20 protein-coding genes and 2 pseudogenes are annotated in these 22,206 nt (G+C 30.9%); 14 read left to right on the forward strand and 8 right to left on the reverse strand.

The annotated features are described in order from the left end of the window. Both ACIQ2I_RS02770 and ACIQ2I_RS02775 read right to left on the reverse strand, forming a co-directional pair. Positions 1 to 1,183 (reverse strand): annotated as a pseudogene (locus ACIQ2I_RS02770) (polyphosphate kinase 1); the annotation flags it as partial. Positions 1,184 to 1,432: 249 nt separating this feature from the next. Further along, positions 1,433 to 1,723 (reverse strand): N-acetyltransferase, encoded by a 291-nt coding sequence (locus ACIQ2I_RS02775; protein ID WP_396180907.1) that lies wholly within the window; start codon positions 1,721 to 1,723, stop codon positions 1,433 to 1,435. 203 nt (positions 1,724 to 1,926) lie between these two features. On the opposite strand from ACIQ2I_RS02775, the gene ACIQ2I_RS02780 reads away from it, so the two are divergent. The 5 genes from ACIQ2I_RS02780 to ACIQ2I_RS02800 are packed head-to-tail and all read left to right on the forward strand — an operon-like array spanning position 1,927 to position 5,953. After that, on the forward strand, positions 1,927 to 2,586 hold the full coding sequence (locus tag ACIQ2I_RS02780; RefSeq protein ID WP_396180908.1) for an alpha/beta hydrolase: 660 nt from the start codon (positions 1,927 to 1,929) through the stop codon (positions 2,584 to 2,586). Between the two features lie 53 nt (positions 2,587 to 2,639). Beyond that, a complete protein-coding gene (locus ACIQ2I_RS02785) occupies positions 2,640 to 3,527 on the forward strand; it encodes a lytic transglycosylase domain-containing protein (RefSeq protein ID WP_396180909.1) in 888 nt (295 codons plus the stop codon). Positions 3,528 to 3,529: 2 nt separating this feature from the next. Then, entirely contained in the window at positions 3,530 to 3,910 is a 381-nt protein-coding gene (locus tag ACIQ2I_RS02790; protein WP_396180910.1) for a sulfite exporter TauE/SafE family protein, read from the forward strand. An 11-nt stretch (positions 3,911 to 3,921) separates the two neighbouring features. Further along, the gene (locus ACIQ2I_RS02795) at positions 3,922 to 5,019 is read left to right on the forward strand and encodes a glycosyltransferase (RefSeq protein ID WP_396180911.1); all 1,098 of its coding nucleotides are present in this window, start codon (positions 3,922 to 3,924) and stop codon (positions 5,017 to 5,019) included. Position 5,020: 1 nt separating this feature from the next. Beyond that, the gene (locus ACIQ2I_RS02800; RefSeq protein WP_396180912.1) at positions 5,021 to 5,953 is read left to right on the forward strand and encodes a glycosyltransferase family 2 protein; all 933 of its coding nucleotides are present in this window, start codon (positions 5,021 to 5,023) and stop codon (positions 5,951 to 5,953) included. Positions 5,954 to 5,980: 27 nt separating this feature from the next. On the opposite strand, the gene ACIQ2I_RS02805 is transcribed toward ACIQ2I_RS02800, so the two are convergent. Continuing rightward, positions 5,981 to 6,376, reverse strand: a complete 396-nt coding sequence (locus ACIQ2I_RS02805; RefSeq protein WP_396180913.1) for a sugar 3,4-ketoisomerase — start codon at positions 6,374 to 6,376, stop codon at positions 5,981 to 5,983. 1 nt (position 6,377) lies between these two features. After that, entirely contained in the window at positions 6,378 to 7,481 is a 1,104-nt protein-coding gene (locus tag ACIQ2I_RS02810; RefSeq protein WP_396180914.1) for a glycosyltransferase, read from the reverse strand. Positions 7,482 to 7,585: 104 nt separating this feature from the next. On the opposite strand from ACIQ2I_RS02810, the gene murQ reads away from it, so the two are divergent. From murQ to ACIQ2I_RS02830, 4 genes are all read left to right on the forward strand, one after another. Continuing rightward, positions 7,586 to 8,404 (forward strand): N-acetylmuramic acid 6-phosphate etherase, encoded by an 819-nt coding sequence (gene murQ, locus ACIQ2I_RS02815; RefSeq protein WP_396180915.1) that lies wholly within the window; start codon positions 7,586 to 7,588, stop codon positions 8,402 to 8,404. A 7-nt stretch (positions 8,405 to 8,411) separates the two neighbouring features. Continuing rightward, the gene (locus ACIQ2I_RS02820) at positions 8,412 to 8,633 is read left to right on the forward strand and encodes a DUF6095 family protein (RefSeq protein WP_396180916.1); all 222 of its coding nucleotides are present in this window, start codon (positions 8,412 to 8,414) and stop codon (positions 8,631 to 8,633) included. 3 nt (positions 8,634 to 8,636) lie between these two features. After that, positions 8,637 to 9,002, forward strand: coding sequence for a DNA topoisomerase IV (locus ACIQ2I_RS02825; RefSeq protein ID WP_396180917.1), 366 nt, complete (start codon positions 8,637 to 8,639; stop codon positions 9,000 to 9,002). Between the two features lie 69 nt (positions 9,003 to 9,071). After that, on the forward strand, positions 9,072 to 9,929 hold the full coding sequence (locus ACIQ2I_RS02830; RefSeq protein ID WP_396180918.1) for a TerC family protein: 858 nt from the start codon (positions 9,072 to 9,074) through the stop codon (positions 9,927 to 9,929). Between the two features lie 46 nt (positions 9,930 to 9,975). Here ACIQ2I_RS02830 and ACIQ2I_RS02835 read toward each other — a convergent pair whose 3' ends face one another. The 4 genes from ACIQ2I_RS02835 to ACIQ2I_RS02850 form a co-directional block, all read right to left on the reverse strand. Then, entirely contained in the window at positions 9,976 to 12,711 is a 2,736-nt protein-coding gene (locus ACIQ2I_RS02835; protein WP_396180919.1) for a DNA gyrase/topoisomerase IV subunit A, read from the reverse strand. A gap of 60 nt (positions 12,712 to 12,771) precedes the next feature. Continuing rightward, positions 12,772 to 14,634, reverse strand: coding sequence for a DNA topoisomerase IV subunit B (locus ACIQ2I_RS02840; protein ID WP_396180920.1), 1,863 nt, complete (start codon positions 14,632 to 14,634; stop codon positions 12,772 to 12,774). Between the two features lie 232 nt (positions 14,635 to 14,866). After that, positions 14,867 to 15,961, reverse strand: a complete 1,095-nt coding sequence (gene ychF / locus ACIQ2I_RS02845) for a redox-regulated ATPase YchF (RefSeq protein WP_396180921.1) — start codon at positions 15,959 to 15,961, stop codon at positions 14,867 to 14,869. A 100-nt stretch (positions 15,962 to 16,061) separates the two neighbouring features. Further along, a complete protein-coding gene (locus ACIQ2I_RS02850; RefSeq protein ID WP_396180922.1) occupies positions 16,062 to 16,412 on the reverse strand; it encodes a 4Fe-4S binding protein in 351 nt (116 codons plus the stop codon). Positions 16,413 to 16,547: 135 nt separating this feature from the next. Here ACIQ2I_RS02850 and ACIQ2I_RS02855 point away from each other — a divergent pair, with 135 nt between their 5' ends. The 5 genes and pseudogenes from ACIQ2I_RS02855 to ACIQ2I_RS02875 form a co-directional block, all read left to right on the forward strand. Further along, positions 16,548 to 17,606, forward strand: a complete 1,059-nt coding sequence (locus tag ACIQ2I_RS02855; RefSeq protein WP_396180923.1) for an acyl-CoA reductase — start codon at positions 16,548 to 16,550, stop codon at positions 17,604 to 17,606. A gap of 233 nt (positions 17,607 to 17,839) precedes the next feature. Continuing rightward, the gene (serC, locus tag ACIQ2I_RS02860; protein WP_396180924.1) at positions 17,840 to 18,907 is read left to right on the forward strand and encodes a 3-phosphoserine/phosphohydroxythreonine transaminase; all 1,068 of its coding nucleotides are present in this window, start codon (positions 17,840 to 17,842) and stop codon (positions 18,905 to 18,907) included. 62 nt (positions 18,908 to 18,969) lie between these two features. Further along, positions 18,970 to 19,926, forward strand: a complete 957-nt coding sequence (locus ACIQ2I_RS02865) for a D-2-hydroxyacid dehydrogenase (protein ID WP_396180925.1) — start codon at positions 18,970 to 18,972, stop codon at positions 19,924 to 19,926. Between the two features lie 90 nt (positions 19,927 to 20,016). Then, positions 20,017 to 20,346 (forward strand): DUF6787 family protein, encoded by a 330-nt coding sequence (locus ACIQ2I_RS02870; protein WP_396180926.1) that lies wholly within the window; start codon positions 20,017 to 20,019, stop codon positions 20,344 to 20,346. A gap of 79 nt (positions 20,347 to 20,425) precedes the next feature. Beyond that, positions 20,426 to 22,206: pseudogene (locus ACIQ2I_RS02875) on the forward strand (excinuclease ABC subunit UvrA); the annotation flags it as partial.

Below are 22,206 nucleotides of genomic sequence, written 5' to 3' on the forward strand. Positions count from 1 at the left end.
CATTTATAAGCGAACTTACGATTTGAGAATTTTTAGACAATCGGTACAAAGTAATTTTTATAGATTGCACTTTTGGATCTAAAGCCGCTTCTCTTAAAAATCGAATTAAGTAAGAAAATGATTGATATGGCGCGTGCAATAAATAATCTTTTTCCTTAATACTTTGCAACATACTTCCGTCCAAACTTAATCCTTGAATGGGTAGTGGCACATTTTGTTTGTACAATAAATCGTATCTTCCAAGATTTGGAAAATCCATATAATCTCTTCGGTTATGGTATCTTCCTCCTGGAATTATGCAATCCGAACTATCAATTTTCATTCTGTTTAGGAAAAATTCTAAAGTATCCTTATCAATTGCTTGATCATATACAAAACGAACAGGTTCTCCTACTCTGCGCTCTTTAACACTATAAGATATTTTTTCAATTAAACTCTTACTTAAATCTGAATCAAACTCTAATTGGGCATCACGAGTAATTTTTATCATATGAGCGTCAATACTTTCATAATCGAAAATATTAAAAATATGATCCAAACTATATCGAATTACGTCATCTAATAAAATAATATATTGTTTTTCTGAATTAGAAGGTAAAACAACAAACCTGTTTATTGTTTTTGGAATTTCAACAATGGCATATCTAATTTCTTTATCACTTAATAATGGAGAAATTAGTCCTGTTTTGTTTTCATTCATTACCAATTTTACTGCTAAATATCCTGAAGTGTCTTTTATTAAGGGAAATTCAACTAAATCATTTAACATGATGGTAACTAATTCTGGACTTACTTTTTGAATGAAAAAATCTTTAACATATGCTTTTTGGTCTGTATTTATTTGTTTTTCATTAACTATGTAAATCCCCTGCTTTTCAAGTTTTTTTTCTATAACATTTAATATTCGTAAACTTTCCGATTGATGGTCAATTACAATTTCTGTAATATCTTTCAATAACTGTTCTGCTGAAATATCGCCTAATATTGGTTTAGTATCTATCTTTTCTATCGTCATTCTACGAATTGCAGCATAACGAACACGGAAAAACTCATCTAAATTATTGGAAAAAATACCTAAAAATCTAAGTCTATCTAATAAGGGTACATTTTCATCTGCGGCTTCTTGTAAAACTCTAGCATTAAAGGCTAACCAGCTTTTTTCTCTATCTATGTATGGGTTCATTCTAAATTTAAATTCTAATTAATTTTGGAAAGAAATTTTTCTTTAATGTATTGATTTTTAAAGGAATTTATACCTTTAAAACAATATCAAATATAGGCACAAAGGTACTATTTTCAATGATAATTAACAAAAATTGATGAAAATATAACATTTATAAAATCAGCAATTTTAAATAAATGAAAGAAATAATAAACTAAAAACAGCATCAAAACGAGTTTCAATGCTGTTAAAAATACTAATTGTATGCTGCTATAATTTAATTCCTGGTGGTAATAATTGTTGAAATTTTTTATTTTTCCTAAAAAAAGAAACGATTTTTGTGTTTGTTGGAACAACTTTAAACTTTCTTTCCTCTGCAATATCTAAAACAGAAGTTATAAATTGATTTACTTTATCTTCATTTTCGTTTTCGTTGGCACAAAGCTTGGTTAGAAAAATCTTGCGTTCTTGAATGGCATATTCAATTGTTAAAAGTCCACAATCCGTTTTCGTTTCAAATTGTCTTAATAATTCATTGTCTTTAATTTCCTCAACTAGCATAAATTTGGGTTTTAAATACTAACAAATCTTAATTGTTTGTTAAAATGTCTGCAAATTTACAAAAAAATAAAGACAAATCAAGAAGTAAACAAATGAAAATCATAACAATAGAAAATTATTTGTTAAATTTAAATTTTTATATCTAAAAAAGAAACCCAATTAAAATTAAAATTATAATTTTAAGGCACAAAATCATCAAACTAATGTCGAAAATACAAGTTTACTTTGTTCCTGGTTTGGCTGCAAGCATAGAAATATTCGAAAATATAAAATTACCAAAAGAACAATTTGATATGCATTATTTAGAATGGATTTTACCTATGCATCATGAAACCATAAAGAATTACGCTAAAAGAATGTGTGAAAAAGTGAAACATGAAAATTGCGTGTTAATAGGCGTTTCATTCGGAGGAATAGTGGTTCAGGAAATGGCTGAAATAATTAAAACAAAAAAAGTCATTATCATTTCAAGTGTAAAAAGCAACCAAGAATTGCCTATTCACATGAAATTAGCTAAAGCTACAAAATTATACAAAGCATTGCCAACCAGTCTTTTAGGGCAAGTAAACTATTTATCAAGATATGTAAAAGGGAGAGGTTTACTTGCTAAACGAGTTAAATTATACAATAAATATTTATTTATGAAACAAACTAAATATTTAGATTGGGCAATTGAAAATGTATTACTTTGGCAAAGAAATGTTCCTGATGAAAAAGTTATTCACATTCATGGTGATGAAGACATGGTTTTTCCAATTACGAATATCAAAAATTGTATTATTGTAAAGGGAGGCACTCATATCATGATTGTAAATAAATACAAATGGTTAAATAAAAATTTACCGAATTTAATATTAGAATAAAAAAAAACATATAAAATTACCTTAATTTTAAAGACATGACTAAAATTAAACTTATGAAACATCTTAATAAAACATTTTTTTTATTCGCAATATTTTTAATTTGCGGGTTTTTAATTTATGCTTCTTCCTACCAAAATGTACCGAAAAAAAATCATGTAGATTATCCTAGTGAAATGGATTTTTGTGGGGAAAAAGTGCCAACAAATCAAGCAGATGTTAAAGAACGATTAGATAGAGAAATGCTAGTTAATATCAATCTAAATGCCTCAACTGCCATTTTAATTAAAAGAGCGAATAAGGTATTCCCTATTATCGAACCGATATTAGCGAAATATAATGTTCCGGATGATTTTAAATATTTAGCTGTTATTGAAAGCGGGTTAATTAATGCTATTTCACCATCTGGAGCTAAAGGCGTTTGGCAATTTATGCCCGGAACTGCTAAGGAAAGTAAATTAGAAATAACAGAACAAGTAGACGAACGTTATCATATTGAAAAATCTACGCAAGCTGCTTGTGAATATTTAATTAAGGCCAAAAACAAATTCGGAAATTGGACAGTAGCCGCTGCATCATATAATGGGGGTATGACTGGATTACAAAATCACATTAATTTTCAACAAACTTCAGATTATTATAATTTATGGCTAACGGATGAAACGGCTCGTTATATGTTTAGAATTTTAGCTTTGAAAGAAATTATGAAAAATCCAGAAAAATATGGCTATTTAATTCCAAAAGAAGCTTTGTATCCGAAAATTAATACAAAAAAAATAATGGTTGACTCTACTATAACAAATTTGTCTACATTTGCTATAAGCCAAGGTATTAACTATAAAATTTTAAAAACACATAACCAATGGTTGCGTGATAAAAAATTAGATAATCCAACAAAAAAAACATACGAAATTGAAATTCCAATTGAGGGATATTATAAATAAAAATGAAAAGTAAAATGACCCTACAAATAATATTGTCTTTAATTCTTATTGGAATTTTAGCTGGAGTACTAAGCGGATTGGTTGGCGTTGGTGGTGGCATAATTATGGTGCCATTATTAGTCATGTTTTTCGGATTTAATCAACACCAAGCACAAGGTACAAGTTTAGCCGTATTAGCAGTGCCTGTTACAGCTGTTGCGGTTTTTAATTATTATAAAGAAGGGCAAATTAATATAAAATATGCTGCAATTATCGCTATTTTTTTTGTTGTGGGTAGTATTTTTGGAAGCAAATTTGCCTTAACATTAGACCAAAAAATGTTGAAGAAAATTTTTGCTGTGGTTTTACTAGTTATTGCAGGTAAAATGTTGATGGACAAATAATCTAAAACACGTTGAAAAAGAAAAAAATTGTAATCTCTGGAGTAAACATGGTTGAAGGTGGTATTTTTACTATACTTCACAATGTTTTGCAAGAACTTTCTGAATATATCAAAAACAAAGATGTTCAGGTAATTGCATTGGTTCATGATGCTTCTAAATTTAATTTTCCCAACATTCAATTAATCGAACTTCCAAAATCAAAAAAATCTTGGTTGTACCGATTTTATTATGAATATTTTTATTTCAAAAAACTCTCTACAAAAATACAACCCGATGTTTGGCTTTCTTTGCACGATACAACGCCAAGAGTTATCGCTAAAAAACAATTCGTTTATTGTCATCATCCAACCACATTTTTTAAACCAACTTGGAAAGACTGGAAATTTGATTATAAAATTGGTTTTTTTTCCTTGTTGTATGACAATTTATTTAAATTAAATATCAATAAAAATCATACGGTTTTTGTACAACAACATTGGATAAAAGAAATTTTCGAAAAGCGATTTAATATCACCAATGTAAAAGTTGCCATTCCGCAATTTGTGGAAGAAATTTCGAAAGAAAAAATAGCTTTAAACGAAAACAAAATTCATTTTTTCTATCCTAGTTTTCCGAAAAGTTTTAAAAATATTGAATACCTTTTTGAAGCTATCAAATTACTTCCAGAAGAAGTTTTAAATTCGTGTGAATTTCATATTACAGGATTAAAAAACAACACCACCAAATATGTTAACTATTTAAACGAAAAATACAAATCAACTGAAGTAAATCGATTAAAGTTATTAAATAAGCATATGATGTTAAAATATTACAATTCAATTGATTATTTGGTATTTACATCGAAAATAGAAACTTGGGGCTTACCTATTTCAGAAGCAAAAGCACATCATAAAAGCATGCTTCTAGCGAATTTACCTTACGCGAAAGAAGCTTGCGGAAATTATGAAAATGTGTCGTTTTTTAATTTAGAAAACCAAAAAGAGTTAGCTGAAATGATAACGGAAATTGTAGCCAAAAAACATGTCTTTCAAGGCAATAAAACAGCATACAATACCAATGAAGATTTACACAACTGGAAAGAAGTATTCCAATATATATTAACTGATTAAGATGCCATTTTTCACAGTCATAATTCCGCTTTACAACAAAGAAAAGTACATTGAAAATGCGATAATAAGCGTTCTTAATCAAACTTATACAGATTTCAATTTGTTAATCATAAACGATTGTTCTACTGATTCTAGTGCCACAATTGCATCAAAATATAAATCAGATAAAGTTCGAATCTTTAATCACGAAAAAAATGCTGGCTTATCAGCTTCAAGAAATACTGGAATTAATAATGCAAATTCTAATTATATCACATTTTTAGATGCAGATGATTTATGGAAACCAACTTTCTTAGAAAGTATCTTTCAATTGATACAAAGTTTCCCAGAAGCGAGAATTTTTGGCACAAATTATGAAGAAGTTTGGGAATCTGTAATTAAAAAACCTTACAATGGTTCTGAAATTTTACCAATAAATTTTTCAGGTTATATCAACTTTTTCAAAATAAATGTAAAACAAGGTATTTATAATCACGGTTCCGTATGTTTTCATAAAGAAATCTTTGAAAAGGTTGGGTTTTATAATGAAGATATTAGTTTTTCAGAAGACTTAGATTTCAATATTAGAGCCAATTACAATTTTAAATTAGCTTATCATAACTCGGTTCAAATGAGTTATTTTATGCAAACAGAAAACCAACTTACACAAAGTTCATTACATGATAAAACCACTCCAGATTTTGACATTTATGAAGATTGGGCAAAAACAAATTCAGATTTAAAAAAATATCTCGATTTTGAAAGGTATGCTTTAGGAAAGCGTTTAAAGAAAAATAACGATTTGCGTTGGGAAAAAATAATTGTAACAATTGATTCAAGAAACTTAAATTGGAAACAAAATATTCTTTTAAAAATGCCCAGATTTGTTTTAAATACGTTAGAAAAATTGAAGTTGTTTTTATTAAAATTTGGTATAAAAACAAGTACGTATTGATATTCTTTGTGATGCTGAAACAATTTATTACTCTTTTATGAAGCTCAAATACTCCTTATAACTTCTAATATAATCATCTTCTGAAAATTCCTCAGAAGCCAATACCAAACAAACCGAACCTGAAGAAAAGTTTTCTAACTCGCGCCAAATGTTGTTTTCAATCAGCAAACCTTTGTCAGGTCTATTTAAAGTAATAATTTCTTTCGATTTTCCATCTTTTAAAACCACATCAAAACTTCCCGAAATAGCAAGTATAACTTGTTTGAGTTTTTTGTGCGCATGTCCGCCACGTTTTGCGCCACTTGGTACGTCAAATAAATAATATACGCGTTTTACTTCAAATGGAATCGTATCATTTTCAATAACACCAATATTTCCTTTTGTATTGTTTATTTTCGGAATATCTATGATTTTATAACTCATTTTATTTTAATTTATCAAAAACGTTAAACCATTCGTTACCAATATTTTCTATACCAAACTGTTTCACACTTGATACTGCGTTTTCTTTACAATGTAAATATAAATTATTATCTGTTACAAATAGATTCATCGCTTCAATTAGTTTTTCTTTATTGTAGTTTTCAACTAAAATACCATTTTCCATACTTTTAATAATCTCACTTGGTCCTGAATTAAAATCCCAAGTAACAACAGGTAATCGACAAGATAAAGCTTCAATAATAACCATTGGAAAACCTTCAAATTTACTTGCCATTACTAAAAAAAGTGCGTTTTTATAGTATTTAAAAGGGTTCGAAACAAAACCTTCAAAAATAACATAATCTTCCATATTTAACCTTATTGATAAATCAATAAAATCGTCTTTTAACTCCCCATCACCTAAAATAACTAGTTTAATGTTTTTAGAAGGCAATATAGACTTAGCATAAGTTTCTATAATAACATCAAATTGTTTTACGTTGTTTTTGTGCATTCTACCAGCAGCAACTACAAACTCAAAATTAAAATTTAAAAATTCATTGGAATCAATTTTTGTTTGTTTAAAATTGGAAGGATTATAAATTAAACCTGAATTATTATATCCATAATCAGCAGTCACTTTTTTTTGAATTGCTTTTGAAACTGAAATAAATTCAACACAATTTAGATACATTAATTTTGTTAAAATCTTGCTCTTGTTAAAATAATGTTCAAGATGGTAATTATGAACCGTTTGAATAAATTTTGGATAAATAAAGTTATGAATAATCAATTCTTGTAAAAAATATTCTTTGGTTCGAAAATCAATTACACAATCAAAATGATTTTCCCGAAAGAATTTCTTCAAGGCAAAAAAACGCTTGCTTCTACTCCACCAACTATTTCTTTTATCTTTTAAATGTTCTAAATGAAAAAGTTTTCCTGCATAATTATATTCAATTTTACCTGAAAAAACAACGTGATACACTTGAATACCTTGACTTTCAAAATACAATGATAAATCTGATGCAACCCGTTCTGCACCTCCATCTGAAAGCGTTACGGTAACAAAACAAATTTTTAATCTGTGGAATTTTTGAGTCAAAAGATATAGTTTTTAACAAATATAAAAATATTCAAGAAACTACGACTGTCATTCTGTAATTTTATAAATACTTTGTATATTTGAGCATCAATAATTGGAATATAATGACGTTTATTAAAACTACGGAGCAAGCATCAAAATACGAGCATTTAGACAAAATGTCTGTAAACGAATTGCTAACTCACATCAATACAGAAGACAAAACAGTACCATTAGCAGTTGAAAAAGCATTACCTAATATTGAAGTATTAATTGAAAAAATTATTGCTAATATGAAAATAGGTGGCCGCTTATTTTATATCGGTGCTGGTACTTCTGGAAGATTAGGCGTAGTTGATGCTAGTGAATGCCCGCCAACATTTGGTGTAAATTTTGATACCGTGATTGGAATTATTGCTGGTGGCGATACTGCAATTAGAAAAGCTGTTGAATTTGCTGAAGATGATAAAAACCAAGCTTGGAAAGATTTACAAGCCTGGAATATTAATGAAAATGACGTAGTTATTGGTATAGCAGCTTCAGGAACGACACCTTATGTTATTAGTGGCTTACAGAGATGTAATGAAAACCGTATTACTACAGGAAGTATCAGTTGCAATGCAAATAGTCCGCTTTCGCAAACAGCAAATTACCCTATTGATGTAATTGTAGGTCCTGAATTTGTTACTGGAAGTAGCAGAATGAAAGCTGGAACAGCACAGAAATTAGTTTTAAATATGATTTCTACAACCACTATGATTGCACTTGGAAAAGTAAAAGGTAATAAAATGGTAGACATGCAATTGAGTAATGACAAATTAATTGACAGAGGCATAAGAATGATAATGGAAGAAATTCCTGTATCTTATGAAACTGGAGAAAAATTGTTACAAGAGCATGGAAGTGTAAGAAAAGCTATTGATTATTATACTAGCCAAAAATAAATAAATCATGTCTGTAAATAAAGCCATTTTAAACAAAGGACTTCGCATATTATTAGGTTCATTACCTACACTTTTTGCGGGTGTGTTTGTTTTAAATAGTAGTTTTAAAAACCAAAAGCATCCTTTATTTATTTATGTTGCGATTTTGGGTGTCATTATTTGTGGCTTTGCTGTTTTTTTAATGTTTAAAGGAATTAACACAATAATGAAAAGCATGTTTGAAAAATAAAAAATGAAAAAAATACTACTATTATTAGCATTAACACTTGTTTCTTGTTACAATCAAGAAAGAACTTGTAAAGACTTTAAAACTGGAAACTTCACTTCAGAAACCACTTTTGATGGCAAAAAACTAAGCAGTGCATTTGAAAGAAATGATTCTATTCAAATTGAAAATTATAATGCTATTATTGATACTTTTTCTATCCGATGGATAAATGATTGTGAATATATTTTAGAAAATGTAAAGCCAAAAAACAGAGCTGAAAAAAAAGCGGTTCACGTTAAAATACTAAATACCAAAGACTCAAAATATAATTTCGAATATTCATTTGTTGGCGATGCAAAAAAACAGTTTGGTTCTGTAACTAAATTGTAATTTTCTTCGTAAAATAGTAGTAAGTTTTTATTTAAAACAAACAATATCATAATAACCTATAACAATTACATGGAAATTTTAACCAACCCAGATGCTTGGATAGCATTATTAACTTTAACTTTTTTAGAAATTATTCTTGGAATTGATAATATTGTATTTTTATCAATTGTGTCTGGTAAATTAGATGAAAAAGACCAACCAAAAGCCAGAAGAATTGGATTATTGTTAGCGATGGCTTTCCGAGTTGTATTGCTTTTTGGTATAACTTGGGTTATGAACTTAAAAAAATCATTCTACGATTTTGATTTAGGATTTTTATCAGGAGGAATTTCTGGTCAAAGCTTAATTATTTTTGGTGGTGGCTTGTTTTTATTATACAAATCTGTATCTGAAATACATCATAAATTAGAAGGCGAAGAAGAAGGTACAAATGGAAAAGCGAGTAATTCATTAGGTGCCGCTATTTTACAAATTGCTTTATTAAACATTGTTTTCTCTTTTGATAGTATTTTAACTGCTATTGGTTTAGTTAGTGCTGCAGAACCACCAGTAGGATTTGGAACAGCTGGTGCCATAGAAATTATGATTATGGCAATTATAATTTCAATAATTATTATGATGATTTTTGCAGGACCAGTGAGTAAATTCGTAAACAATCACCCAACCATACAAATTTTAGGATTATCGTTTTTAATTTTAATTGGAGTCATGCTTTTAGCAGAAGGATCACACTTAGCTAACTTTAAATTCTTTGGCGGAGAGACCGTCCATAGTATTCCAAAAGGATATTTATATTTCGCTATTTTCTTCTCTTTATTTGTGGAATTTTTAAATCTAAAAATGAAGAAAAACAGCAAGAAACCCGTGGTTTTATACAACAGTAAAATTATGGATGAAAAATTAAAAGATGCGGATGTATCGAATTAAAAAAAACCTGACAGGTTTCAAAAACTTGTCAGGTTGTATTTGAAGTTTACTCTAAACTCAACGTTATTTGTCCGTCACCACCAGGTTCAATATTGAAATCTTGAGTTTCAGAATCAATCTCTTCAGAAACAATTTCTTCTGGTTCGTCTAAAATCTCTTCAAAAGGTAATGATTCTAATATATTTATTTGTTTAATTTTATCTGTTGTCAATTGGTTTCCAAGTGCTTTAATTCCTTTAACGGCAATAAACTCATCTAAATTTATAATCTGATTGTCTTTTTGTATGCCTTTTACTTTCGCATAAACTATTTCAGCCATAGGCAACCAATCTGTTGAAATGATTTCTAATTGAGATTTTTCGTGCTCAGTTATAAAAATTTCTTCTTTGTTTTCGTTTTCAATTAAGAAACGTTTTATAAAATAACGGTCTTTTTCCCCATCGAAATAAATAGCAGAAATTGGTTTTTTCGGATGCCATTTTTCCATTACAATCATGTCTTCATCAAAATGCGTAGTCAATTCAGGAATAATGGTTTTTATTTTCCCCGATTGATTCGCTACAAGGATTCTGTCGTTTGGTTTGAATTCGCCCAACAACTCGCCTCTTCCATCAACATTTAAACGATGAACTGTATCATCAAACCAAATTTTTCTTGGTCGAAGTGTTGAAATTCCTTTTTCTTTTAATTCAATTTTCTTGATTGGATATTTTGTAACCGTATTTCCCTTACTTGCACGACCTTTAATGGCAATATCTGAAAAATCTTGGTCCCATTTCAGTTTCTTAATACTTCCAACTTGGCGCAATAAAATAGTCACCACCTCAGCTTCCCCATTAGGATTGGCAGAAAAATATAAGACTTGTGAACCTGGCTTTTCTTGCGTTAAATCGTAGAATTTATCACGAGTTACACCAGAAACATTAAATCGTTTAATAAATGTAGCACCGTTTTTACCATCACGATAAATCATATTATAAATGGTACGTTTGTCGTTTTTATCAAAAACCGCAATATGAATGATATCTTTGCCAACGAACTTTTTGTCGTCTACTTTAGCAATCATTATTCTTCCATCTCTCAGGAACACAATTACATCATCAATATCTGAACAATCGGCCACATATTCATCTTTCTTTAAGCTTGTTCCAAAGAAACCTTCTTCTTTGTTTACATATAATTTGGTATTACGTAAAACTACTTTCGTAGCTTCAATCGTATCGAAACTTCTTAATTCGGTTTGGCGTTCTCTTCCTTTTCCGTATTTTTCTTTAAGTCGTGTGAAATAATCAATAGCAAAATCAATTAGATTGTCTAAATGATGTTGCACTTCTTTCATTTCATCTTCTAATTTCGAAATAAAATCGTCCGCTTTGTCCGAATCGAAACGCGTAATACGAATCATTGGAATTTGCGTTAATTTCTGTAAATCTTCATCTATAATATCACGAACAAATGACTTTTTGAACGGTTCAAATTGGTTGTATAAATATTCATAAAGTGTTTCTCTATCCGAATACAATTTGAAATCGATATACATTTCTTCACGAATGAAGATTTTTTCTAAAGTAGAAAAATGCCATTTCATTTTTAATTCTTCTAATTGAATTTCTAATTCTTTACGAAGTAGCACAACCGTTCTTTCTGTCGAAATTTTCAACATATGAGAAACACCAACAAAAAGTGGTTTATTATCTTCAATAACACAACCTAATGGCGCTACAGAAGTTTCACAAGCCGTAAAAGCATACAACGCATCAATAGATTTATCTGGTGAAACACCAGGGAAAAGATGAATTAATATTTCTACCTCAGCAGCGGTATTGTCTTCAATCTTTTTAATTTTTATTTTCCCTTTTTCATTGGCTTTCAAAATACTATCAATCAAAGTTGACGTATTCGTTGAAAACGGAATTTGAGTAATGACTAACGTTTGCTTATCTAATTGCGAAATTTTAGCTCGCACTCGCACCCTACCACCACGCATTCCATCATTATAATTTGAAACATCTGCTATACCAGCCGTTTGGAAATCAGGATAAATGGTAAATGGTTTTCCTTTTAGAATTTTTATTGAAGCGTCAATTAACTCGATAAAATTATGAGGCAAGACTTTAGTGGATAACCCAACCGCAATTCCTTCAGCTCCAGAAGCTAATAATAATGGGAATTTTACTGGTAAATTATTTGGTTCTGCTCTACGACCATCGTAAGAAACACCCCAATCGGTAATTTTTGGAGAGTACAATACTTCTAAAGCAAATTTTGACAAACGTGCTTCAATGTAACGAGAAGCAGCAGCGCTGTCGCCGGTTAAAATATTTCCCCAGTTCCCTTGACAATCGATAAGCAATTCACGCTGTCCGATTTGCACCATAGCATCACCAATACTTGCATCTCCGTGAGGATGATACTGCATGGTATGTCCCACTACATTCGCCACTTTATTATAACGACCATCATCCAACTCCTTCAAAGAGTGCATTATACGACGTTGCACGGGTTTGAAACCATCTTCAATAGCAGGAACAGCACGCTCTAAAATCACATACGAAGCGTAATCCAAAAACCAATCTTTGTACATTCCTGTTACTTTGGTAATGGTATCTTCAGGATTTTCGTCGTTTTCGTAAAAATGTTGTCCTTCGAAGTGTTTAGCTGCTACTTCAATAATTTCTTCAGAAAGTGCTTCTTCTTGATTGTCATCAAATGAATTTTCCTCTGAATTCGTATTTTCAGTATTTTCTTCCTCTGGATTTATGTTTTCTTCTTCGTCTTTCATTTATCTGAATTTTTTTTCTCTGAATTCATTTCAGAGTTTCAGTATGTTTATTATTATCTTTTAAACTTCCTCTTCCACTACATCTAATTCCACCTTCAAGTTATTAATGATAAACTCTTGACGGTCGGGTGTGTTTTTACCCATATAGAATTCTAATAATTTCTCAATAGACGTGGCTTTATCCAGCATTACTGGATCGAGACGAATGGTTTCTCCAATGAAATTTTTAAACTCATCTGGCGAAATTTCTCCTAATCCTTTAAATCGGGTAATTTCTGGTTTTGGCTTTAGTTTTTCCATTGCAGCCCTTCGTTCTTCTTCCGAATAACAATAAATGGTTTCTCGCTTATTTCGAATTCTAAAAAGTGGTGTTTGTAAAATATACAAATGCCCTTCTTTTATCATTTCAGGAAAAAACTGTAAGAAAAACGTAATCAACAACAAACGAATGTGCATACCATCGACATCGGCATCGGTAGCAATTACGATATTGTTGTAACGTAAATCTTCCATACTTTCTTCAATATTTAGTGCCGCTTGCAATAAATTAAATTCCTCGTTTTCGTACACAATTTTTTTACTCATTCCATACGAATTTAATGGCTTACCACGTAAACTAAATACGGCTTGAGTATTTACATCACGACTTTTAGTAATTGAACCAGAAGCTGAATCTCCCTCAGTAATAAAAAGCGTACTTTCTAAACTTCTTGGGTTTTTAGAATCCGTTAAATGTACTCTACAATCGCGTAATTTTTTATTGTGTAGATTGGCTTTCTTTGCTCTGTCTTTCGCCAATTTTCTAATTCCAGATAATTCTTTACGCTCGCGTTCGGCTTGAAGAATTTTACGAAGTAAAGCATCTGCAACTTCTGGATTTTTATGTAAGAAATTATCTAACTTCGTTTTCATAAAATCGTTAACAAACGTACGAACCGAAGGGGCATTTGGTCCCATATCAGTTGAACCCAATTTGGTTTTGGTCTGACTTTCAAAAACAGGTTCTTCCACACGCACCACAATTGCCGAAACAATCGATTTACGAATATCTGACGCTTCAAAAGGTTTGTTATAAAACTCTTTTATAGTTTTAACTAACGCTTCACGAAAAGCACCTAAATGCGTGCCGCCTTGCGTGGTGTTTTGCCCGTTTACAAAAGAATAAAATTCTTCAGAATATTGGGTTTTACTGTGAGTTATGGCGACTTCAATATCATCACCTAAAAGGTGAATAATTGGATACACCATATCTTCTTCAGCAATAGTTTCTTCTAATAAATCTTTTAAACCATTGTCTGAAAAATATTTTTCGCCGTTATAATATATTGTTAAACCCGTATTTAGGTAACAATAATTTTTAAGCATTTTAATGATGTACTCGTTACGATATTTGTAGTTTTTAAAAATAGCTTCATCGGCAACGAAAGATACTTTTGTTCCTTTACGTTTCGTTGATTCAATTACATCTTCTTCAAGTGTTAAATTACCTGCTGAAAATTCGGCTGCTTTTTGCTGGTTATCTCGAACAGATTCCACTCGGAAATAATTAGACAAAGCATTAACTGCCTTAGTTCCTACTCCATTTAAACCTACGGATTTTTTAAAGGCTTTAGAATCGTATTTTCCACCGGTATTCATTTTAGAAACTACATCGACTACTTTTCCTAACGGAATACCACGACCATAATCGCGTACCGTCATCATTTTATCTTTTAAGGTAACTTCAATTACTTTTCCAGCGCCCATTACAAATTCATCGATACAGTTATCGAGCACTTCTTTTAATAAAATATAAATACCATCATCTGGTGAGGAACCATCCCCTAACTTACCAATATACATCCCTGGACGCATTCGGATATGCTCTTTCCAGTCGAGTGAACGTATATTATCTTCGTTATATTGATCTTGTTGGTCTTGCATAATCGGATTTTGTATTTGTTGCAAGATAAAGGATTTCATTAAAAAATAAAAATGGTTTTTGAAGAAGTTATTAAGAAGTTTTCAGTTATAGAATATAGAGAATAGAATATAGAAAATAGACTTGAAACTACAATTAAATTTAATGCTTAGTATATGCAAATGAAAACTTTAGGCAATAAAAAAACCGTAACATTTCTGAAACGGTTTACTCTATATTCTCTATTTTCTCAAATTACACGTTAAAACGAAAATGCATCACATCACCATCTTTTACGATGTATTCTTTTCCTTCTACTCTTAATTTTCCTGCTTCTTTACATTTTGCTTCTGTACCGAAATTGGAATAATCTTCAAAAGCGATTACTTCAGCACGAATAAATCCTTTTTCAAAATCGGTATGAATTACTCCTGCCGCTTGTGGAGCTGTGTCTCCAACTTGGATTGTCCAAGCCCTAACTTCTTTAACACCAGCAGTAAAATACGTTTGCAAGTTTAATAATTTATAAGCCGCACGAATTAAAACTGCAGAACCTGGCTCAGATAATCCCATATCTTCTAAAAAAATCTGACGTTCTTCATAGCTTTCTAGTTCTGTGATATCAGCTTCTGCACCTACAGAAAGTATGATTACTTCTGCATCTTCATCTTTTACTAATTCTCTAACTAAATCAACATATTTGTTTCCGTTCACTGCCGAAGCTTCATCCACGTTACAAACATATAATACAGGTTTAGCTGTAATTAACTGAAAGGCATCATATAAAGCGGCTTCTTCAATTCCATTTGGTTCAACCGTTCTTGCCGATTTTCCTTGTAATAAGGCTTCTCTAATTTTATCTAAAATACTCTTTTCAATTTTAGCTTCAGCATTTCCAGTTTTTGCACCTTTATTTGCTTTTTCCAAACGTTTTTCAACAGTTTCTAAATCTTTTAATTGCAATTCGATATCGATAGTTTCTTTATCACGAATTGGATTTACATTTCCATCAACGTGAACGATGTTATCATTATCAAAACAACGTAGTACGTGAATAATCGCATTACATTCTCTAATATTTCCTAAAAACTGATTCCCTAAACCTTCACCCTTACTTGCGCCTTTGACTAAACCAGCAATATCAACAATATCAACAGTAGCCATTTGTACGCGTTCTGGTTTTACCAATTCTTCTAATCGATTGATTCTTGGATCTGGTACATTTACAACACCAATATTTGGCTCAATAGTACAAAACGGAAAATTAGCACTTTGTGCTTTTGCATTGGATAAACAATTAAATAATGTTGATTTTCCTACGTTGGGTAATCCTACAATTCCTGCTTTCATATTTTAAAGCCCCTAAATTGCCGAAGGGGACTTCACATCGGTTCTATTATATTATATTATTATTTTACTATCAAAAACACCTCTTTGGTGTTTGAGAATTTTATTCGTTATGCATAAATGCTTGTCTGTTTAAAAGTGTTTCCTCACTTTCTACATGATTATCGTCTGGCACACAACAATCAACTGGACAAACTGCCGCACATTGAGGTTCGTCATGAAATCCTTTACATTCAGTACACTTTCCTGGAACGATGTAATATAAATCATCAGAAACTGGCGTTTGTGCCGCATCTGCATCAATTTCTGTTCCGTCTGGTAAAACTATTTTTCCTGAAAGTTTCGTGCCGTCTTTCCAACGCCAATCATCTGCACCTTCATATATTGCTGTATTTGGACATTCTGGTTCACAAGCCCCACAATTAATACATTCGTCTGTTATTATAATTGCCATTTTATTTTGTCTTAATGTTGAAAAGTCACAATGTCAATTGTCATAAATCTTTTTACTTTAAGACGTTAGACTTTCGACATATTATATTAATTTTGTGCAAAAATACAACGTAAACTAAATATAAACAAGTTACACATGTTACAAATTGAAATAAAAAATAATTTTGTTGAATTAGGAAAGTTTTTATGCCAATTTTCTTTAAATAATAATCAACAAAATGACCAAGTAAAATATAATGATTTGTTTTTTAACTCGTTTATAGATTTAATCGCCTTGTCGCAATCACACAATAATTGGTTTACACCTGACAATGTACATTTTAGCATTTCAAGTTGGTCTGAAGCATTAACTGAAAACAACTTAAATCAGTGGCTTTCTGCTTACAGTTTCACTGAAAAAGAACCTAAAAATGTGGGTTTAATATTAGCAGGAAATATACCTTTAGTTGGTTTTCACGATTTTTTATCCGTTTTAATTTCTGGAAATAATGTTTTGGTTAAAACTTCGAGTAAAGACGATTATTTAATTAAATTTTTAACTAAATATTTAATTGCTTTAGACAATCGATTTAATGAAAAAATAACTTTTGTTGAAGGTAAATTAGAAAATTTTGATGCCGTTATTGCCACTGGAAGTAACAATACTGCAAGATATTTTGAATATTACTTTAAAAACAAACCTTCCATTATTAGAAAAAGTAGAAATTCAGTCGCTGTTTTAACAGGAAATGAAACTCCAGAAGAAATGACTTTGTTAAGCGAAGATGTTTTTAGATATTTTGGATTAGGTTGCCGCAATGTATCTAAAATTTTTGTGCCTAAAAATTATAATTTCGATGCTTTTTTTAACGGAATGTACGCTCAAAAAGACGTGATTTATTACGAGAAATACGCTAATAATTACGATTATAATAAAGCCGTTTTTTTAATGAGTAATTTTCAATTGTTAGATAACGAATTTTTAACCATTAAGGAAGACATCAGTCATGCCTCCCCTATTTCTTCAGTTTTTTATGAATATTACGAAGATATAAATGAAATTAAAACGCGTTTAAATCAAGATTCAGAAATCATTCAATGTGTAGTTTCGAACGGAATTATTGAAAATTCAGTTTATTTTGGGAATACTCAGAAACCAAATTTATGGGACTATGCAGATAATGTAGATACTTTAGATTTTCTAAATAATTTATAAAATGTCAGTTTCAAAAATTAGTACTATTATCAAAGCACAAAAAGAAAAAGAAGTGCATAAACACCAACCTAAATTTAATTTGGAGGCGAAAGTAAATTCAAATAGAAAAACCTCAAAAAAAAAGTAATTGGTTTCGAAATCGATATTGTTAATAAGTAAACTCAATTTCATTTATTTAATTTTTGGAAGTTTTTCTAAAAACCTGAAATTTGTATTAAACTACAACCAAGACCATGAAAAAACACAATTATAGCGCAGGACCTTGTATCTTACCACAAGAAGTATTTGAAAAATCAGCTCAAGCCATTTTAAATTTTAATAATTCCGATTTATCGTTATTAGAAATATCACACAGAAGTAAGGATTTTGTTGCTGTAATGGATGAAGCTCGCGCTTTAGCATTAGAACTTTTAGGATTAGAAAACAAAGGATATCAAGCTTTATTTTTGGCTGGCGGTGCGAGTTTAGAATTCTTAATGGTTCCTTACAACTTAATGAAAGTTGATGGAAAAGCAGCTTATTTAGATACAGGAACTTGGGCAAACAACGCCATAAAAGAGGCCAAACATTTTGGAGAAACTATTATTGTTGGTTCTTCAAAAGATGCCAATTATAATTTCATTCCAAAAAATATAGAAATTCCAACTGATGTCAATTATTTTCACTGTACTAGTAATAATACAATCTTCGGAACCCAGATGAAATCATTTCCAAAAACAAATGTACCTATGGTTTGCGATATGAGTTCGGATATTTTTTCAAGAACATTAGATTTTTCACAATTTGATATCATTTATGCAGGGGCACAAAAAAATATGGGACCTGCTGGAACTACATTGGTAGTAATAAAAGAAGAAATTCTTGGGAAAACAGGGCGTTATATTCCAAGTATCTTGGATTATGAAAAACATATAAAAGCTGAAAGCATGTATAATACACCGCCGGTGTTTTCTGTTTACGCTTCCTTATTAACCTTAAAATGGTTGAAAAATTTAGGTGGAATTGCAGCTATTGAAAAAATAAATAATGAAAAAGCACATTTGCTATATTCAGAAATTGACAGAAATCCGTTATTTAAAGGTACGGCATCAGTTGAAGACAGAAGCATCATGAACGCAACATTTGTTTTAACAGACGAAAGTTTAGCAGAAAAGTTTGATGCGATGTGGAAGGCCGCAGAAATTTCTGGATTGACTGGGCACCGTTCTGTTGGAGGTTACCGTGCTTCTATGTACAATGCATTGCCATTGGAAAGTGTTCAAGTATTGGTAGACGTAATGAAAGAATTGGAAAAACTATAAAATAAAAAACAATTTATCCCTTGATTGAATCTTTTAATTATTCAATCTTTTAATCAAAAAATATGAAAGTATTAGCAAACGACGGAATTTCAAAAAGCGGAATTACTACATTAGAAAAAGCCGGTTTTGAAGTCATTACAACAAAAGTAGCACAAGAACAGGTAGCCAATTACATCAATGCCAATGATGTACAAGTAATTTTGGTAAGAAGTGCGACAAAAGTAAAACAAGACATTATTGATGCTTGTCCAGGATTAAAGATTATTGGTCGTGGCGGTGTTGGAATGGATAATATTGATGTAGAATATGCGCGATCAAAAGGAATTCATGTAATTAACACGCCTGCTTCATCATCTGAAAGTGTAGCCGAATTGGTTTTTGCGCATTTATTTTCAGGCGTTCGATTTTTACACGATGCCAATAGAAATATGCCTTTAGAAGGTGATACCAATTTCGATGGATTAAAAAAAGCCTACGCTGATGGTTTAGAATTACGAGGAAAAACTATTGGAATTATTGGATTCGGAAGAATTGGTCAGGCGGTGGCAAAATTAGCTTTAGGAATTGGAATGAAAGTAATTGCAGCGGATAAATATATTAACGAAGCTGTAATTAGAGTTGATTTTTATAACGGTCAATTTATAAATGTAGATATCATAACAGAACCATTAGAAGATGTTTTAAAACATTCTGATTTTATTACACTTCACGTTCCAGCGCAAGACGGTTATGTTTTAGACAAAGCCGAATTTGAAATGATGAAAAACGAGGTGGGAATTGTAAATTGTGCTCGTGGTGGCGTAATTAACGAAATTGCTTTAATTGAAGCCATCGAAAACGGAAAAGTATTATTTGCGGGTTTAGATGTGTTTGAAAACGAGCCAACTCCAGAAATTCAAATATTAATGCAACCAAAAATTTCATTAACACCTCATATTGGTGCGGCAACATTAGAAGCGCAAGACAGAATTGGTACCGAATTAGCCGAACAAATAATTAGTTTATTGAAAAACAAATAATTAAAATAGCCAATATGTTTACCAAAAATAAAATTTAGTCTCGATTTTTCGGGACTTTTTTTTATCTTTGCACCGATAAATTTTTATAAAATGAATAGGTTAAAAAAACGTTGGAATATTTCAAGTAATTGGCAATTAGCAAGCATTTTGATTGTTTTTGCCATCACAGGTTTTAGCTCATTACAACTAGCAAAACCCTTCCTTTCATTAATTGGAATTCCCGAAAACTTTGAACCACATTGGCTGTATCGTATTTTACGATTGGTGTTAATTTTTCCTATTTATCAAGTACTACTTATTTTTATTGGTTTTCTATTTGGACAATTTACATTTTTTTGGAACTTTGAAAAGAAAATGTTGAATAAAATGAAATTAGGTTTTCTTGTAAATTTTGTAGAAGAAAAAATACTGAAAAAATAAAAACTTAATATAAACTAAACCTATTTCTGTCTTACAATTGAAGTAAAAAATTGTAATTTTGCATTTTGATAAAAATTGTATGCAACACACAGAAAATTCTATTGAAATTATTGGGGCTCGTACTCATAATTTAAAAAATATTGATGTTACCATTCCTCGTGAAAAATTAGTGGTTATTACAGGTTTATCAGGTTCTGGAAAATCATCATTAGCTTTTGATACGATTTATGCGGAAGGGCAACGTAGATACATCGAAACCTTTTCTGCCTATGCTCGTCAGTTTTTAGGCGGATTAGAACGTCCCGATGTAGATAAAATAGACGGACTTTCTCCAGTGATTGCTATTGAACAAAAAACAACCAATAAAAGTCCACGTTCAACTGTTGGAACGATTACGGAAATTTACGATTTTCTTAGATTATTATTTGCACGTGCCGCAGATGCATTCAGTTACAACACGGGTGAAAAAATGGTTTCCTATTCGGATGAACAAATAAAAGAATTGATTTATCAAGAATTTGACGGAAAAAAAATTAACATTTTAGCTCCTGTAATTCGTTCCCGAAAAGGGCATTATCGAGAGTTATTTGAACAAATTGCCAAACTAGGTTTTTTAAAAGTGCGTGTAAACGGCACCATAAAAGATTTGGAATATGGCATGAAAGTAGATCGGTACAAAACACACGATATTGAAATTGTAATTGACAGAGTGGCTGTAAAAAAAGACGAGGACACCGACAAACGATTAACCGAAAGTATCAAAGTAGCTATGCATCACGGTGATGATATTATGATGGTAATTGAACAAGATGCTCAAGAAGTTCGGTTTTATAGTAGAAGTTTAATGTGTCCTACTTCTGGTATTTCATATCCCAATCCGGAACCAAATAATTTCTCCTTCAATTCACCAAAAGGGGCTTGTTCTAACTGTAATGGTTTAGGAATGGTAAACGAAATTAATCTGCAAAAAATTATTCCTAACCCAAAATTATCTATAAAATTGGGTGGTTTTGCACCATTAGGAGAATATAAAAGCACTTGGATTTTTAAACAATTAGAATTTATTGGTGAAAAATATGGTTTTAAAATAACGGATACTATCGATACTATTCCTGCGGAAGCGATGGAAATGATTTTATACGGTGGAAACGAAAAATTTTCAGTGGTTTCTAAAGTGATGGGAATTACTAAAGATTATAAAATTGACTTCGAAGGTATATCCAATTTCATAAAAAATCAGTTTGAACAATCAGAATCGGCAAGTATCAAGCGTTGGGCTAAAGAATTTATGGACGAAAACGAATGTTCTGAATGTCAAGGCACGCGTTTACGTAAAGAAGTATTGTATTTTAAAATCAACGGAAAAAGTATTGGCGATATAGTTCAAATGGATATTGTAGAATTACAACAGTGGTTTTCTGATTTACCCAATCACTTAACAGATAAACAACAAACCATATCACACGAAATTTTAAAAGAAATTAACGCGCGGATTAATTTTTTACTAGATGTTGGTTTAGATTATTTATGTTTGAACAGAAGTTCGAAAACACTTTCTGGCGGAGAAGCACAACGTATTCGTTTGGCGACTCAAATTGGTTCGCAACTGGTGGGCGTTTTGTATATTTTAGACGAGCCAAGTATCGGATTACATCAACGTGATAATGAACGATTGATAAAATCATTAGAAAGTTTACGCGATATTGGCAACTCGATTTTGGTTGTAGAACACGACAAAGATATGATAGTTCGTGCCGATCATGTTATAGATATAGGTCCGAAAGCAGGAAAATATGGCGGACAAATTATTAGCCAAGGCACGCCGGCTGAATTATTAAAAGAAAATAAAATTACTGCGCA

Source organism: Flavobacterium sp. (genome assembly GCF_044368995.1).
Lineage (GTDB): Bacteria > Bacteroidota > Bacteroidia > Flavobacteriales > Flavobacteriaceae > Flavobacterium.